We start from the raw sequence: 15615 nt of genomic DNA on the forward strand, positions 1-15615 counted from the left end.
ATGTCCCAACCCCACCGCCCCGAGCCGATCAGCCGGCCGGGACGGTCCGACAAGTGTGGTCTATGTGTGAAGACGCGCGTGCCTAATGGGGCGAATCGCCACCCTCGTCGCGCACCTCCGCCGCCTCCCGCGACGGCAACAACTGCCCGCCCGTGAGCCCGCCCGCCAGCAACCGCGCCGTCTCCTCGGCGAGCCGCGTCGCCCGCCGAGCCTCCGCCCGGAGCGCGTGCACGTGCCGGAAGGCCTCCCCGTACCGCCGCTGCTCCTCCAGCGGCAGCAGCGGCACCCGCAGCCGCCCCGGGCTGACACTCAGAACCGTGCTGCCGGTCGACGCGCCCGCGATGTTCTCGTCCGCGCCCAGGAACCCGGCGAGGAACCAGGCGTCCAGGCGCTTGGGATCCGGACGGAACAGGTGGACGTGGAGGCCGAGCAGCGCGCCGGCGTCCTCCTCGCCCGCCACCCGGGCCATCGGCCCGTCCCCGCCCACGACCGCCCGTACGAGAACGTCCCCCACGGCGATCAAGGGAGCCGTGTCGCTGCGCAGCTCCGCCGGGTCGCCCGTGGGACCCGAACCACTGGAGATGTCCGACCCGATGAGCACCGCACGGCCCGCAGCCCGCTCCCCGCTCGCTTCCTCCGTACGCCCCCGCGTCCCCTCCGGCACCGTACGCAGCAGCGTGAGCGCCCCACCGCGCGCGAGGTCGGACGCCGTGGCCGTCCGCCACTCCCGCGCCGCCGCCCCGGCCGCGCTCCACTCCTCGTGACCGGCCGCCCGCGCGAGCGCCTTCGCGGCCCGGGCGAGGTCCCGGCGGGTGGCGTCGACCTCCGCCGACAGTTCCGCCGGATCGACCTCGGCCCGTGACGCCCGTACGAGCCGGGCCGGGGTCAGATCGACCACGTCGTCGAGCAGGTCCACCACACCGACCGCGTGCGCGACACCCGGTTCGCCCTCGAAGGCGTCCGGGGCCTCAGTGAACGCCCGCCACGCGCCGAGCGCCCGCGCCGTGACGCCCGGCCAGTCCAAGGAGGCGGACCGGCTCCCGCCCCGCGTACGGCCCGACGCCGTACCGCTGCCCGCCGCCCCGGCCGCTGCCGTGTCCACGAACAGCACCGACTTGCGTTCCGGACCGCCCGGCTCGGGCCGTTGCAGCACCCACACCTGAAGCCCGACGTGCAACGGCACCGACGCACCGACCGGCAGCGCGATCACCGCCCGCAGCGCCCCACTGCGCACCAGCTCCTGCCGCACGCGTCGCCCGGACGCACGCCCGGCCGTGGCCGGTGGCAGCAGGAGCGCCGCGTACCCACCGGGCGCCAGATGCGCGAGCGCATGCTGCACCCACGCCAGCTCCGACTCCGCGCGGGCCGGTACGCCGTACGCCCAGCGCGGGTCGTAGGCCAGCTCGTCGTGCCCCCAGTCCCGGACGCCGTACGGCGGATTGCACAGCACCGCGTCCGCGACCAGCTCCGGAAACGCGTCCGCGCGGAGACTGTCGGCGGCGCGCACGGTGACCGTGGCCTCCGGGGCCGTCAGCATCAGGCTCACGGCACTGCGCCGGGCCTGCACGGGCAGGTTGTCCTGGCCGTACAGCTCACGCGCACCCCGCCGGGCTGCGGCCGCCAGCAGGGTGCCGGCACCACAGGCCGGGTCCAGGACACTGGACGGGGAACCGGGGATCAGGCGGGCGAGCAGGTCGGCCAGCGGCGCGGGCGTCACGTACGCGCCGGACGCGGCGCTGTCCTCCAGCTCCCGTTCCGCGAGCACACCCAACGCGGCCTCGCCGCCCTCGTCCCGTACACACACGTACAGCGCGCGCAGTACCGCCGCGTCCCCCGCCTCGAAACGCACCGGGTCCGCGGCCGGCACGGCGTCCGCCGCCGTCGCCGTGTCACGCTGCGCGTGCGCGACCAGATCCGCGTCCGACAGCTCCGTGGCGGCCGTCAGCTCCTCCGTCGAATGCCCCGCCGCCGCGAGGACGAGGAGCAGCAACCCCTCCGACGTACCGCTGCCACCGCTCTGCGTCCGCAGACGCAGCGTCGTACGCAGCTCCTCCGAAGGGGTCGCGGCAGAGGCGTGACCGCGCGAGGCCAGCCAGGCGCGCACGGACTCCAGGTCGTACAGCGGACTGCTGTCCGTGCCGCCGGACGGCGCGGGGAAGTCCTCGTGCCGGCGGCGCCAGTTGCTGACCGTGGCGCGCGTGACCCCCGCGATGCGGGAGATCTCGGCGGCGGTCACCTGCGCGGATGACTGGGGCATGGCGGGAGTCCTGAGCCTCTCTGGAGTGAGCAGTCAACAACCTACAGCGTCCGTCAAATCTGTCAACGTGATTGACGATGCTTTCACTGTCATGCTTCTCTGGTCTTGCTTCCGAGTGGAAGCCGCAAGCGCTCCGGGGGGAGTCCCATGCTTCTGACCATGCCGACGGCCGTCGTCGAAGGAACCCAGCTCACGGTGATGCCGTTCCGCGCCGACGCCGTCGTCGGAACGATGTCCGTGCCGACGCTCGTCCAGCTCGTGCCCTCGCCCCGCGCCGAGGAGGACCCGCGCAGGCTGAAGGCCGCCTCCGGTCTGGTGCGGCGCCATGCCGAACTGCGGGCCACCGTGCAGCGCACGCTGAAGTCGTCCCAGAAGGGCAAGAACGTCGGTCCGTACGCCGAGTACATCGCCGCCGGACTGAAGGGCGAGCTCGGCGCGGCCTGGTCCACGCCGCCGGTCACCCTCTGGCACGCCGGACCGCTCGCCGCGCTCAGCGACGAACTCGTCCCCGGCAGCGGCCTGCGCACCCTCACCGTCGCGCCCGGCACGATGGTCATCGCCATCGACGGCGAGACCCAGACCACCGCCTGGCACGACCTCTACGACGACCCCGAGGCGTACGGCCTGACCTACCCCGAACTCGCGCAGGTGCGCCTGCCGTTCGAGCTGTACATCGACCTGGCCCCCGCCGACGCGCGGCAGATCTTCTACGACCGCAACGTGCAGGGCGTGGCCGTCGCCAAGAACCTGGCCATGTCCATGGACCAGCGTGACTACGGCACCCGGCTCGCGCACCTGGTCGCGGACGCGGTGAACGTCGACGTGGACGGGCAGCGCGTGCCCTTCGCGCGGCTGGTGAACGTCAGCAAGCGGCAGGTGTCCGCGGGCGACCGCGAGGTCGTCACCCTCTCCGCGCTGCGCGCCCTCGTCGTCACCACGCTCTACGGGCGCAACGGTCTCCAGCGGTCCGCCGAATCGGTGCACGAGGACGAACTGCCCGCGGCGTACCGGCCCGAGCAGGTCGAGGCCACCGTAGTACCGGTCCTCGCCCAGCTCATCGCCCGCCACGCCCACCACTTCACCTCGCGCAGCGCCATCACCGCGCCCGCCGTCCTCGCCGGAATCGGCATCGCCGCCCACCACACCATGCCGTGGACCGACACGGCGTCCGCCTTCCGCTCGGACGACCTGGTCCGCCTCCTCGACGACGTCCGCTGGGAGCGGGAGGCGAAGTACTGGGACGGAGTCGCCGCCAAGACCGGCACGTCCGGACGCCTCAACTTCAGCGGCGGCGTCAAGGACTCCGGCGGCCGGGTCGCCGAGGCGATCCTCTACCCGGCTACCGAGGCGGGCCGCAGGATTCGCGGCTTCTGAGCCGGGCGCACGCCCGGACGCGCGACGGCGCCCCCCAGCAACGCACCCACACACATCCCTGAAATGGACGATGCCATGACCTACCACCAGCCTCCTCCGCTCCCCGACCACCCTCCGCAGGGAGCCGGCCCCTTCGGCCTCGGCACGCCCACCGGTCCCGGACAGCCCTCACGCGGCCGCAGACGATGGCTGAAGTACGGAGGGGTCGCCCTGGTCTCCCTGTTCATAGGCGTCGGTATCGGCACGGGCGGCGGCCCGACGGAAGTCGGCGAGGCGGCGGCCGCCGACACCAAGGCGGCCCCTCGTCCCACGGTCACCGTCACCGAAACCGCCGAGGCCGAACCCGCCCCCACCGTCACCGTCACCGCGACCGAGACGGTGACCGCGAAGCCGAAGAAGACCACAAAACCCGGCCCGCCGACCAGCTTCTCCGGCGAGGGCGAGTACCTCGTCGGCGAGGACATCAAGGCCCGGCACCTACAAGACGGCCGGTCCCGAGGGCCAGTTCGGCTGCTACTGGGAACGGGCCGAGGACGCCAGCGGCGAGTTCGACTCCATCATCGCCAACAACAACCTCAACGGCCCGGGACGCGTGACGCTCAACAAGGGCGAGTACTTCAAGACCAACCGGTGCCAGGAGTGGAAGAGGGTCGGCTGAGGCAGGGCGGGGCGTGCTTCCACCCGGGCGCCGCACTCCGGGAGCCCGGCAGGATGCCACCTGCGGATTCGCTGTTCAGGGGAGGGGTGTGTGAAGGTTTCGTGCACGGTTACAGTGTCGGCGTGTACGACATGACCGACCCGGTAGCCGCCCGCCGCGCGGCGATAGCCGCCGAGAAGGAACGCCTGGCCAGAGCGCGGGAGCGCCGGTCGAGCCAGGGCCAGGCCGGCGCGACCGGATTCGCCCAGCGGAAGTGGCGCTGGCTCGGCGTCAACGGCGGCGAAGCCGTCGACGCGGTACTGGCGGTACTGCGGGACATCGTGGAGGCAGCCGCGCTGACGGACCACCAGCGGGAGACGCTGGGCCGGGCCGTCGCCGGGACACCGGACCGCGAGACCCTGCTCCCGGCTGTCCGTGCGGGACTCACCGCCCTGGAGCCGCAACGGGTCCTCGGACACCTGCGAAGCCTGTGGGCCGCCGAGGTGCGCTGGCTCAACGAGCCGGGAACGGAACGCTGCCGGATCCTGTGCTCGACCGCTCCCGGCCTCGAGCTGATCGGCACCAGGTCCCGCGCGGTCTCGGGTGGCCCCGCGTTCTCCCTGTTCGCCACAGCGGCCACCCGAGGCGCGATTCCCCTGCCGAACGCGGTCCTCGGTCACGTTCTCCCATGGGCTCCGCTGTCCGTCCTCGACGACCTCGTGGACCACGGCGGCCTGCTGGCCGAGGACGAGCCCTGGCAGGCACGCGACGGGGAGGAAGCGCTCTACCTGCGGGCCCGCCTCACCCCGAACTCGATCGGCCCGCAGGAGGCCGAACGGCTCGGGTGGCACGGCATGCTGCGCCGCAGGGCGTTCCTGGCCGACGAGACGATCATGAGGCGGGAACCCGAGGACGTGTGGGACCTGCTGTACGACGTGGTCAGGGACGGTCAGTTGTCGTCCCTGGACGCTCTGGACGCGGCGCTGCCGCGCGCCCAGCAGATCCAGTTGCGCGACCTCAGGTCCGGGGCGCTCGTCGGTCAGTGGGACGGCGACACCGTCCGAGACCGGGGACTGTGGAAGCTGATGGCCGCGCTGTGGCGGCCGACCGCGTCCGTCGATCCCCGGCGCAGCGACTTCTACGCCCTGGTCGCCCTCAACCGCGCCTACGACCTACTGAAGTCCGGAGACCTGGAAGGGGCGGGCCGTCAGGCCGAGTCCTTCGTGCGGGAACGCAAGAACACCTCTCGCCTCCCCGCCGACCTCATGGACGAGGCGTACACCGTCGCCGCGTACGTCGCCGCCGTGACGTCGCCCGAGGCAGACAACGACCGTGCCGCGAGGGAGCGGCTGGCGCTTGCCGAGACGTACGCCGAGAAGGCCGCGGAGAACGGTGACCCCGTCGCCGGGCGCAATCTCACGCATGTGCGTACCTGGAAGGCCACGCCGAGGAACCAACGGGGGATGATGACGAACCCGTTCCTCGAACTCGGCCTGGACCACGGGGAGGAAGGCTGGGAGCGGCACTGCCGTGCCCTCTTCCGCGAGTACGAGCAAGAGGGGGACCAGGCGGCTCAGGCCCGGCTCAACCTGGCGGAGGACCGCATTCACGAGGCCGCGCGTCACGAGGCCGGGTTCGACGTCTTCTTCCAGATACCCCTCGACCGCCATCGGTACGACCTGCCCGACACCGTGCCCGGGCGGCTGGTGCCGCCGCTGGAGCCGATGGCACGCCGGACCGCCCTCACGAGCGGCGCGGACCTCGAGTCCATCCGCGCCCTGGCGGCCGTCGAACTGCTCGACGACTTCCGCAGCACCCCACCGCATCTCGACCGGCACGGGTCCACCCGCTGACGGTCCTTCCCTGACAGAACGCACGACGCTGAGCGAGGCGCAACCAGTCCATGGCCGCGAAGAAGAAGACCACGGCACGCCGTGGGGAGAAGATCCCCAAGAACGAGCGTGCCCATCGTCCCTGTCCGCACTGCGGGCAGATACAGCCGGGCAGGAGTCACACGGACGCGCCGCACAGACCCGGCGGACTGAGGCGCCGTAAGGAGAAGCGGCAGCAGCAGTCAGTGGGGGAGCCCGCCGTCGCCCCAGGACAGTCCGTACCTGAAGCGCCGGAGCCCATCGACGCCAAGACGATCATCCAGGGAGTCGTCGAGCGGGTCGGCCGGGCCGAACCGTCCACCGGTCTGAACGTGGCGGTGCGCAAGGCGGTCCTCGACGAGTTCCGCACCCGCACACAGTTCACGGGGCGCCTCGCGGAGATCGACGCCCTCGTATGGGCGCGAACGGCACCCGGTGGCGACCTGCTGGACGGGGCCATGCGGGAACACCTGCGGGCCCTGCGCATCCTCCGGGTGACCGAACCCGAGGAGAGCGACCGGTTCGTCGTCACCGAGGGTGAAGGCGAGTCGTTCGAGGTGCTGCGCCCGGCATACGTTGACGAACTGACCGGAAAGGTCATTCTGGCCGGACACCTTCGGCGGGTGCCCGGCCCGGTAGCGGGGGAGGAAGAATGACGACGGGCATCGACTTCGGCACCACCAACTCGGTGGCCGCCCAGTGGAACGGCGAGTACGTCGAGATCCTGGAACTCGGCGGCCAGGGACTCGACGCCGACTGGGAGCGGCCCGGCTTCGAGAAGCTCTACCCCTCGGTGGTGGGCACCAGTTCCCTCCGTACCGGAGCCCTGTTCGGCTGGGAGGCCAAACTGCGCTCCGAACAGGCCGTCGAGGCGTGCAAGCGGCTGCTGCGCGAAGAGCCCCTCGTGACGGTCGGCGGGCGACGGTTCGCCGCCACCACCGCGGCCGCCGGCGTGTTCCGCTCCATGGCCACCGCCGCCGAGGAGGAGGCCGCGACGGAGATCGGCGAGGCCGTGATCACCGTACCGGCGAACGCCACGGGAGCGGCTCGCTTCCGTACCCGGGAAGCGGCGCGTGCGGCGGGCATCTCCGTCAAGACGCTGCTGAACGAACCCACGGCCGCCGCCATCGCCTACGCGCACACCATGGAGGAGGACGGGGAGTTCCTCGTCTTCGACTGGGGCGGCGGGACCATGGACGCCACCCTGCTGCTGCACGACGAGGGGTTCTTCGACGAGAAGGCCAGCCGCGGTGTCAACAAGCTCGGCGGTCTGGAGATCGACGCGCGCCTGCGTCGCATGGTGCTCGACCGCGCACCGGCGCGCAGGAAGTGGTCGGAGTCCGAGCAGCGGCAGTTCTCCCTCGACATCGAGCGGAACAAGATCCTGCTGTCGTCCCAGGAGTCCGTGCGCATCACGACTCCGGACGGGCTGGCCGTGGAGATCGGCCAGGACGAGTTCTCCACCGCGATCCAGGACCTGATCAGCCGTGCTCTCGATCCTGTCGAGGAGTGTCTCGCCCAGGCCCGCATCGATCCGAGCGAGCTCAAGGCCGTGCTGATGATCGGTGGCAGCAGCCAGATCCCGGCCGTGCGGGACGCCGTGGCCGAGGCGCTGGACTGCGAACTCGTGGGCGCGGATCTCTGCCACCCGATGACCGCGGTCGCCGAGGGCGCCGCGATCTGCGCTGCCGCCATGGACGGTGAGCTGAAGAGCATCATCCGCGTCGTCAACACGCACGCCCTCGGCACGGTCACCAAGGACCAGTACGGCAAGCGTGAGTTCAGCGCGCTGATCGACCGCAACCAGCGCCTTCCGCAGCAGCGGAAGAAGTCCTACCAGCCGTCCAGGGACGGCGTGTCCAAACTGACCGTCGAGGTGTGGGAAGGCGATCCCGACCGACCCGTCAACCATCCCGACAACGTCAAACTCACCGAACTCGTCCTCACCTACCCGCCACACCACTCCCGGGCGGCCGAGGACGGGGTGTTCGACCTGGAGTACACCTACAGCAAGGAAGGCCTGCTGGCGGTCAGGGCCACGCTCCAGAAGACTGGGCAGCCCATCCTCGAAGGCGAGGTCCGGGTCTTCGGCGACAGCACCGTCCCGCCGGAGATCGAGAAGGAGCTCAACGACCTCTTCTCGCTGCGTACGACCGGCCGCGAGGCGCCCCGGCCGACGCATCCCCAGTCCGTGCCGGCGGTCCCGGCGCAGGGCCGGCCGAACGGCACGGCGGCGGCGGGAACGGCGGTCCGGCCCACGCCCGCGTCGCTCGCCCAGTCGGTCAAGGCCGGCAAGCAGCCCGCCGCGGCCCTGGTCGTGGACGGCTCGAACCTCGCGTGGAACGGCCGTCCGCCACGCTCCGCGGGGGGACGGCCGAGCTTCCAGGCGCTTCAGGCCGCTATCAAGTCGCTCCGCTTCAAGAACGCCGACCGGGACATCCACGTCGTCGTCGACGCGACGCTGCGGCACGATGTGACCCCCGAGGAGCGGCCGTTGGTCGAGGAGGCGATCGCCGCCGGCACGGTGGTGCAACCGCCGGCGGGCACCGAGGGCCGGGGAGACGCCCTCGTCATCAGCATCGCCGAAGAGGTGGGCGGAGTGATCGTCTCCAACGACAACTTCGCGCCCTTCCAGAAGGCGAACCCGTGGCTACTGGACGTCGGCAGGGTGCTGGGTGCCACTCAGTCCCAGGGAGTCTGGGTCTTCAACCCGCGCAGGCCCAACGCCGCCGGGTCCGCCGGGCGTCGGCACTGAGTGGTGGCGCACCGGCACCGGGCCAGTGAGGTCCGGGTCGCCGAACTCCGCTCGTAGGGACTCGAACGCCGTCACCTTCTCCTCGCCGAAGCGGCGGACGTGGGCGGCGTACTCGGTGGGGGTGAGGAACGCCGACGGGCGGGACTTGGTGTGGAACTTGTCCGCGTACATCACCAGGCGCTCCTCCCGTGTCTCCGCGAGGTAGTCGGCGGGAGGGAGCGGGAGGGCCTGGTCTTCGATGTCCTGCCGGGTGAGTCCCACGCCGGTGTGGTGGGAGCAGAAGCGGCGCAGGGGCTCGGGGAAGCCCTCCTCGGTGAGGAGTTCGTGGCCGAGCAGGCCGTGACGGATGTAGTTGGCGTGGTCCAGGTGGCCGTCGTCCCCGTAGAGGCGGTAGACGCCGATGTCGTGGAGGAGGCAGCCGGCGCGGACCAGTTCGGCGTCGACGTCGGCACCCGAGGTCGAGATGAGCCGCTCGGCGACGCTCCACACGATCTCGCAGTGGGTGTGGACGAGCGCGAACGCCTCGGCGGTGGGCGCGTGCTTCTCGTGCAGCGCGCGGATCTCTTCGGGTCCCGGAATCCTCACGCCCGGGAGCGTAACAACCTTCGCCCGCTCACTCGATCGCGCACTCCTTCACACTCAGCGGCTGTGTGCTGCCTGCCGGTCTGCTGCACAGGACCTCCGCCTGTGAGACGCCCTCGGCGGTTCTCTGGACCCGTTTGACGACGATGCTGTGGCCGTGCCGTTCGTCGTACAGGGGGGCGTCGGTGAAGTCGATCGTCCCGGTGGCCATGCCGTCGAGCTTGACGTCCCTGAGGTTGACCCAGGTCGCCGCGCGGCTCTGGCGTACGTCGCCGAGGCTGGCCGCCCAGTACAGGGCGCGCGTGGCGTCGTGGGAGAGGGCCGTCTGGCCGCTCGCGAAGTCCGCGGCGTCGTAGCTGGCCCCTCCGTCCTTCAGCCAGGGGAGGTAGTTGGACGCGTCCTCGTAGAAGGCGGTCCTGGACGCGGCCTGCTCCAGCTCGGCCAGGGCCGCGTGGTACAGCGTGATCCGCGGGGCCACGCCGTCGCGACCGCCCGTGCCGGAGAATCTGGCCTTGCTCAGGTCGTCACCCGTGAGGATGGAGATCTCCCTGTTCGCGCAGCCCGGTTCGGTGCTCAGCTGCGTCATCAACGGGCCGATGTCCTCGACCCGGCCGGCGAAGTAGATCACCGAGGGCACGTCCTCGCCCCGGCAGATGCTCTCCGCGTGCAGCCTCAGTTCGGGCTTGCCGTTCGCCACCCGGTAGCGCTGCGCGGGCAGCAGCCGGAAGCCCTCCCGCTTCAGCATCCGGCCGCCGTACAGGGCCTGTTCGCTGGTGTAGCGGTCCTGCGACTCCTTGGTGTCACGGGCCAGGACCAGGGCGCGCGGGGCCGTGTCCCGGGCGCGCAGCTGCCGGGCGACGAGACCGAGGGCTTCGGCCTGGTGCTCGTCGGGGGCCGCGAGGCTGAACCAGTTGGAGAACTCCTTCGGCAGATACGTCGCCGAGTTGGTGCCGGAGACGACGGGCAGCCCCACGGCGTGCAGCCGGCGCGTCACGTCGGGGCTGCTCTGGAGGTCACGGCCGAAACCGACGACGCCGACGACGGTCGGGTCCCGGTCGGCGTACTCGGCGATCGCGTCGGCCGTGACGCGCTGGTGCCCCATGTCCGCGCCGCCGTTGGCGAGCAGCACCCGCAGCTTCACCGTGTAGTTCTCGTTGACGACGCGCTGCGCGAGATACACGCCGGTCAGCTCCTCGGCGCCCTTGACCAGGGACGGGTCCACCGAGGAGGAGCTCAGCGGTCCCGCGTACACCAGCGTGACGTAGGCGTCCGGATGGTCGCGCAGCACCTCCGCGTTCTCCGCGCGCACCAGGCTCTCCAGCTCCTGGAGCCGCTTGCCCTCCCCGGTGCTGCCGCCGCTCAGGTGCGCGCCGAACCGGACGTCCCCGGTGGCTATGCCGACGCACTCCGTGCCGCCGCCGGGCGCGGGACGCCGCTCGGTGTCGCGGTCGGCGGTCAGCAGACCCGCCGAGCAGTACGTCCGGTGCAGCTCGCGGGCGTGGACGACGCCCGCCGTGACGACCAGCGCGAGGACGAGGAGCAGGCTGTGCACCGACCACACCACCCGGGCCAGGGGCGGTCGGTGGCCGGCCCTGACGCACCGCCAGTCGGCCTGCCGCAGCTGCACCAGCTCGCCGGGAGGCAGGGGAATCCTGAGCACCCATGGCAGGGCGTTCGTCCTGCTCGGGGACTGATCGGCCCGCAGGTTCCCGGCCCATTCGTCGTACCACTGCCGCAACCGCTGAGGGAGACGGGACGGCTGGGGTGGGGACCCGGGCGGGTTGGCCGGAGGGTTCGCGTCCGGGCTCCGGTCGAGCAGTGCCGCGTCGTCCGCCGCCACGCCCGCCACGATCAGCAGCGGGTCGAGCTCGCTGCGCCGGCTGCGGACGTCGCTGACCGCCCTGATCAGCTCTATGCCGCCGTTCTCCCGGCCCGCCCGGCGCAGGAACAGCACCGGCGGGCGCGTCCGCTTGAAGCCCCGCAGGTCCCAGCTGCCCCGCCGGTGGTTGTCGCGCAGGTCCTCGAAGAGCGCCAGTACATACAGCTGGAGGGGGAAGGGGCCGCCCTCGCGCATGGCCTCGGACACGTCGTAGGCGCGGGCCGCTATCGCCCGCCAGGAGCGGACGGGACGCAGCAGCCGCACGCTCGTCGACTGACGGCGGGCCGCGGACTGGAGGAACGTCGTGGTCAGGAACCACCGGCTCTCCCTGCGCAGCCACAGGAAGAGGGGAGCACGCCCGGGGACGTGGTTCAGGCCCGCGAGGACGACCATCAGCCCGATGCCCGCCAGCACGGCGATGTACCACTCGGGGCGGGTGAGCAGCGCGGTGAAGGCGCCCAGGACGCCCATGGGGAGGAACTGCTGCACGTCGCTGAGCAGCATCTGCCGGTTCCGGCGCGTGGGTCTGCGGGGACGCCAGCGCTGCCGGGCGAGGATGCGCAGCAGATGTGTCTGTGCCCGCTCCCGCTGGGCGTTCCCGTCCGGGGTGCCGCCGGGGGCGGTCGGCCAGTGCGCGCTCATCTCCGGATCGTCGGTGGCCTCCTGGAGGGCGCGCACCAGGTTGAGGCGGGGGAAGGAGTAGGGGCGGTAGGAGGCGGACCGGTCACCCCACTTCCGGGAGTCGCCGAGGTCGACCAGGAGTCGCGCGGCCCGGGTGGTCGGATCGAGATCCCCCGGCTGCGGCTCCGTCGGGGCGACCGCCAGGCGCGTACCGTGACGCTGCTGTCCTTCGCTCAGCTCGTCGACGAGTTCGGTGACCCGGTCGTCGTCGGCGGAGTCCTCGGCGTGCAGCACGATCACCGGCATCGGTGGATCACTCGTCCGGAAGTCCTGGATCAGGGACTCCAGTTGTCGCTGGACGTCGATCCCCGCCTCGGTCGACATGCCCGGGTGACCGCCCGGGCAGTCCTGAGGGAAGTTCTGGTCGCGGCCGTGCATGGACACCCCCCGTGGTCGTAAGACACATGTGTCGCAAGCGCTTTGTGAGGATAACTCTCAGCGCTGACAACCGTCGCGGGTCGAACGGTCGGTCGTCGGGGCGGTGGTGAGGCCGCCGGAGGGGGTGGGGTCACGCGATCGGGTGAAGCTGTGCGATGCGGGCACGTGCGGGTCGGGTGGTCCGTTCGATCCGGTGACGGGGACATCTCCCGCACTGACGAAGACGACACGACACGGACGACTGGAGCAGATCATGGGCCTGCATTTCCACCGCAACCCCGACGGCACCACGACCGGGCGCAACGAGGACAACGGGTTCACCGTGACACACGCCGAAGAGGAGGAGGTGAAGCGGCAGTTGTACGAGGACGCGGGGTGGGCGTACACGCCGCCACCGCCTCCCGTACCGCCCGGGTTCCACCGCTTCTCCCTGGTGCACGAGGAGTTCGAGCACACCGGGTTCGCGGACGAGCGGTACGCGGGGCTGAGGGCGAGTCCACCGGAGGGGTGTGTGCCGGTCGACTGGGGCTGTTTCGCCCTGGAGTGCGAGCGGCCGGGGAAGACGTTACTGGACGCGGCCGCGGGCACCGTCGCGGAGGTCCGCCGGGAGCACGGGCTCGTGATGAACAGCCTGGGTGTGGAGAAGCCGCAGGAATGGTTCGACGCCGACCACCGGAACGGATACGCGGCGAAGATCGTCGCGCACCTGGTGCTGATGGCGGCCGACCGGGCCCGCCGGCTCGGCTACGGGCGCAAGGACCTGGTCCGGCTGCTAGACGCGGCGGGAGTCGATTAGGAGGGGGTGCTCGCGACCAGTTCCCGCCGTACGTCGGGTGCGGCGGGGGCCGTCGCCGTCCGGGACGTCCGCCACAGCCACAGCACGTCCCGGCCGAACGACCACACCAGCAGGCCCAGCGCCAGCGCCACCACCGCGACATTGACCGTGGGCGGGAGCAGTGCTGCGCCCGCCACCAGCAGCAGCACACCCTGGAGCGCGGCCACCGTCTTGCGGGCGGTGCTCGGCGGGAGCGGGGCGGTCAGCCACGGCCAGACCCGCGCGGCGGCCACGAAGACGTACCGCATACCACCGATCAGCAGCACCCACGGGCCCATCGCCGCCGACACGTACACGCTGAGCACCAGGATCAGGAACGCGTCCACCTCCATGTCGAACCGGGCGCCCAGCGCGGTCGACGTACCGGTCCGGCGGGCCACCTTCCCGTCGACGCCGTCGAGGATCAGGGCCACGGCGGTGAGGCCGACGAGGAGGGAGACGGGAGGCGAGTCCTGGAACGAGTCGGCGACCAGCGCGGTCACCCCGCCGACGAGGGTGGCCCGGCCGAGGGTGACCCGGTTGGCCGCGCCGAAGGAGCGCAGCCGGGACCGGTGCAGGGCCCGGGAGAGCACCGCCCAGGTGGCGACGGCGAACGCGAGACCGGTCAGCCAGCCCGCCGGGCCCATGCCGATCGCCGTACCGATCAGGGCCAGCAACAGGATCTGTACGCCCGCCCCCACGGCGGTCTCCTGCTGTACGAGCCTCGCGTCGTAACTGTGGTTCAGGGCCACCGAACATCCTCCGGCCGTGTGACAGAGTCGATCAACGCCGCTACCTTGTGCGCGGCCTGTGCACCACTCGGTACGCGTGCAGCTTCCCGATCGTTCAGGAGGACTTCGATGAACCGCACCGCACGTGCCTTCTGGCTCGACTCACCCGGCCGAGGGTCGATCCGTGAGGTCGCCCTGCCCGCGCCCGGCGCGGACGAGGTGCTGGTGCGGTCGCTCTGGTCCGGGGTGAGCCGGGGCACGGAGACGCTCGTCTTCCGCGGCGGGGTGCCCCGGAGCCAGCACGCCGCGATGAGGGCGCCGTTCCAGGAGGGCGACTTCCCGGCTCCCGTGAAGTACGGCTACCTCAACGTCGGCGTGGTGGAGGAGGGGCCGGAGGCGCTCGTCGGGCGCACTGTGTTCTGCCTGTACCCGCACCAGACGCGCTACGTCGTCCCGGCCGCCGCCGTCACACCCGTGCCCGACGACGTACCCGCCGGGCGGGCCGTGCTCACCGGCACCGTGGAGACCGCCGTCAACGCCCTGTGGGACGCGGCGCCGCTGGTCGGCGACCGGATCGCCGTGGTCGGCGGCGGAATGGTCGGCTGCTCGGTCGCCGCGCTGCTGGCACGGTTCCCGGGTGTGCGCGTCCAGCTCGTCGACGCCGACCCCGCGCGGGCGAAGACCGCCGAGGCGCTCGGCGTCGGGTTCGCGCTGCCCGGGGACGCCCTGGGCGAGTGCGACCTGGTCGTCCACGCCAGCGCCACCGAACAGGGACTGAGCCACGCGCTCGAACTGCTCCGCGCCGAGGGCACCGTCGTCGAACTGAGCTGGTACGGCGACCGCCGGGTGAGCCTCCCGCTGGGCGAGGCCTTCCACTCCCGGCGGCTCGTCATCCGCAGCAGCCAGGTCGGCACGGTCTCGCCGGCCCGCGCGCACCGTGGCTACGCCGACCGGCTCGCCCTCGCCCTGGAACTCCTCGCCGATCCCGCCCTCGACGCCCTCGTCACCGGCGAGTCCGCCTTCGAGGAACTGCCCGAGGTCATGCCGGCGCTCGCCTCCGGCGAGATCCCGGCACTGTGCCACCGCGTGCGCTACGACGTCCCGTAGCGGTCCCGTAACGGGACAGGCACGCCTGACCTGAGAAAAGACGTAGAGAGGGCTGAACACGGGAAGGCAGTCGGCCGTACTACACGGCATCCCCGGCGGAGACCGGCCGGGGAGCAGACGCGCCGCACCTGGAGGGTCGTCCGTTGTTCAGCATCACCGTCCGCGATCACATCATGATCGCCCACAGCTTCCGCGGCGAGGTCTTCGGACCGGCACAGCGCCTGCACGGGGCCACGTTCCTCGTGGACGCCACGTTCCGGCGCGAGCAGCTGGACGAGGACAACATCGTCGTCGACATCGGCCTGGCCACGCAGGAACTCGGCGCCGTCGTCGCCGAGCTGAACTACCGCAACCTCGACAACGAGCCCGACTTCGCGGGGGTCAACACCTCCACGGAGTACCTGGCGAAGGTCATCGCCGACCGGCTCGCCGAACGCATCCACAAGGGCGCGCTCGGGGAGGGCGCCAAGGGCATCGCCGCCATCGCCGTCACGCTGCACGAGTCCCACATCGCCTGGGCGGGTTACGAGCGTGCCCTGTGACCGACAC

At 71.6% G+C, this 15615-nt stretch carries 11 protein-coding genes; 7 read left to right on the forward strand and 4 right to left on the reverse strand.

Features of this window, described 5'->3' with window-relative positions; all coding sequences use genetic code 11:
* Positions 1 to 82: 82 nt before the first annotated feature.
* A complete protein-coding gene (locus ACZ470_RS09445; RefSeq protein WP_468425973.1) occupies positions 83 to 2257 on the reverse strand; it encodes an N-6 DNA methylase in 2175 nt (724 codons plus the stop codon).
* A 147-nt stretch (positions 2258 to 2404) separates the two neighbouring features.
* Between ACZ470_RS09445 and ACZ470_RS09450 the strand changes: the two genes are divergently transcribed.
* The 4 genes from ACZ470_RS09450 to ACZ470_RS09465 all read left to right on the forward strand — a co-directional run bounded on the left by ACZ470_RS09450 (position 2405) and on the right by ACZ470_RS09465 (position 8894).
* On the forward strand, positions 2405 to 3631 hold the full coding sequence (locus ACZ470_RS09450; protein WP_468425975.1) for a DNA sulfur modification protein DndB: 1227 nt from the start codon (positions 2405 to 2407) through the stop codon (positions 3629 to 3631).
* 789 nt (positions 3632 to 4420) lie between these two features.
* The gene (locus ACZ470_RS09455) at positions 4421 to 6121 is read left to right on the forward strand and encodes a hypothetical protein (protein WP_468426305.1); all 1701 of its coding nucleotides are present in this window, start codon (positions 4421 to 4423) and stop codon (positions 6119 to 6121) included.
* 50 nt (positions 6122 to 6171) lie between these two features.
* On the forward strand, positions 6172 to 6795 hold the full coding sequence (locus tag ACZ470_RS09460) for a hypothetical protein (RefSeq protein ID WP_468425977.1): 624 nt from the start codon (positions 6172 to 6174) through the stop codon (positions 6793 to 6795).
* Positions 6792 to 8894 (forward strand): Hsp70 family protein, encoded by a 2103-nt coding sequence (locus ACZ470_RS09465; protein WP_468425979.1) that lies wholly within the window; start codon positions 6792 to 6794, stop codon positions 8892 to 8894. Before ACZ470_RS09460 ends, ACZ470_RS09465 begins: the two co-directional genes overlap by 4 nt.
* Here the strand turns inward: ACZ470_RS09465 and ACZ470_RS09470 are convergent.
* Positions 8790 to 9479 (reverse strand): HD domain-containing protein, encoded by a 690-nt coding sequence (locus tag ACZ470_RS09470; protein WP_468425981.1) that lies wholly within the window; start codon positions 9477 to 9479, stop codon positions 8790 to 8792. The two genes, ACZ470_RS09465 and ACZ470_RS09470, sit on opposite strands and share 105 nt — an antisense overlap.
* 28 nt (positions 9480 to 9507) lie before the next feature.
* Positions 9508 to 12360 carry an ABC transporter substrate-binding protein gene (locus tag ACZ470_RS09475; protein WP_468426307.1) on the reverse strand — a complete coding sequence of 951 codons (2853 nt, stop codon included), beginning with the start codon at positions 12358 to 12360 and terminating at the stop codon, positions 9508 to 9510.
* Positions 12361 to 12667: 307 nt separating this feature from the next.
* Here ACZ470_RS09475 and ACZ470_RS09480 point away from each other — a divergent pair, with 307 nt between their 5' ends.
* The gene (locus tag ACZ470_RS09480) at positions 12668 to 13210 is read left to right on the forward strand and encodes a hypothetical protein (RefSeq protein ID WP_468425983.1); all 543 of its coding nucleotides are present in this window, start codon (positions 12668 to 12670) and stop codon (positions 13208 to 13210) included.
* On the opposite strand, the gene ACZ470_RS09485 is transcribed toward ACZ470_RS09480, so the two are convergent.
* A complete protein-coding gene (locus tag ACZ470_RS09485; protein WP_468425984.1) occupies positions 13207 to 13980 on the reverse strand; it encodes a CDP-alcohol phosphatidyltransferase family protein in 774 nt (257 codons plus the stop codon). The two genes, ACZ470_RS09480 and ACZ470_RS09485, sit on opposite strands and share 4 nt — an antisense overlap.
* A 108-nt stretch (positions 13981 to 14088) precedes the next feature.
* Between ACZ470_RS09485 and ACZ470_RS09490 the strand changes: the two genes are divergently transcribed.
* Complete coding sequence (locus ACZ470_RS09490) at positions 14089 to 15066, forward strand: zinc-dependent alcohol dehydrogenase (protein ID WP_468425986.1); 978 nt, start codon at positions 14089 to 14091, stop codon at positions 15064 to 15066.
* Positions 15067 to 15209: 143 nt separating this feature from the next.
* Positions 15210 to 15608, forward strand: coding sequence for a 6-pyruvoyl trahydropterin synthase family protein (locus ACZ470_RS09495; protein ID WP_468425988.1), 399 nt, complete (start codon positions 15210 to 15212; stop codon positions 15606 to 15608).
* Positions 15609 to 15615: the final 7 nt, after the last annotated feature.

The organism is Streptomyces sp. NPDC031111, from assembly GCF_055570675.1.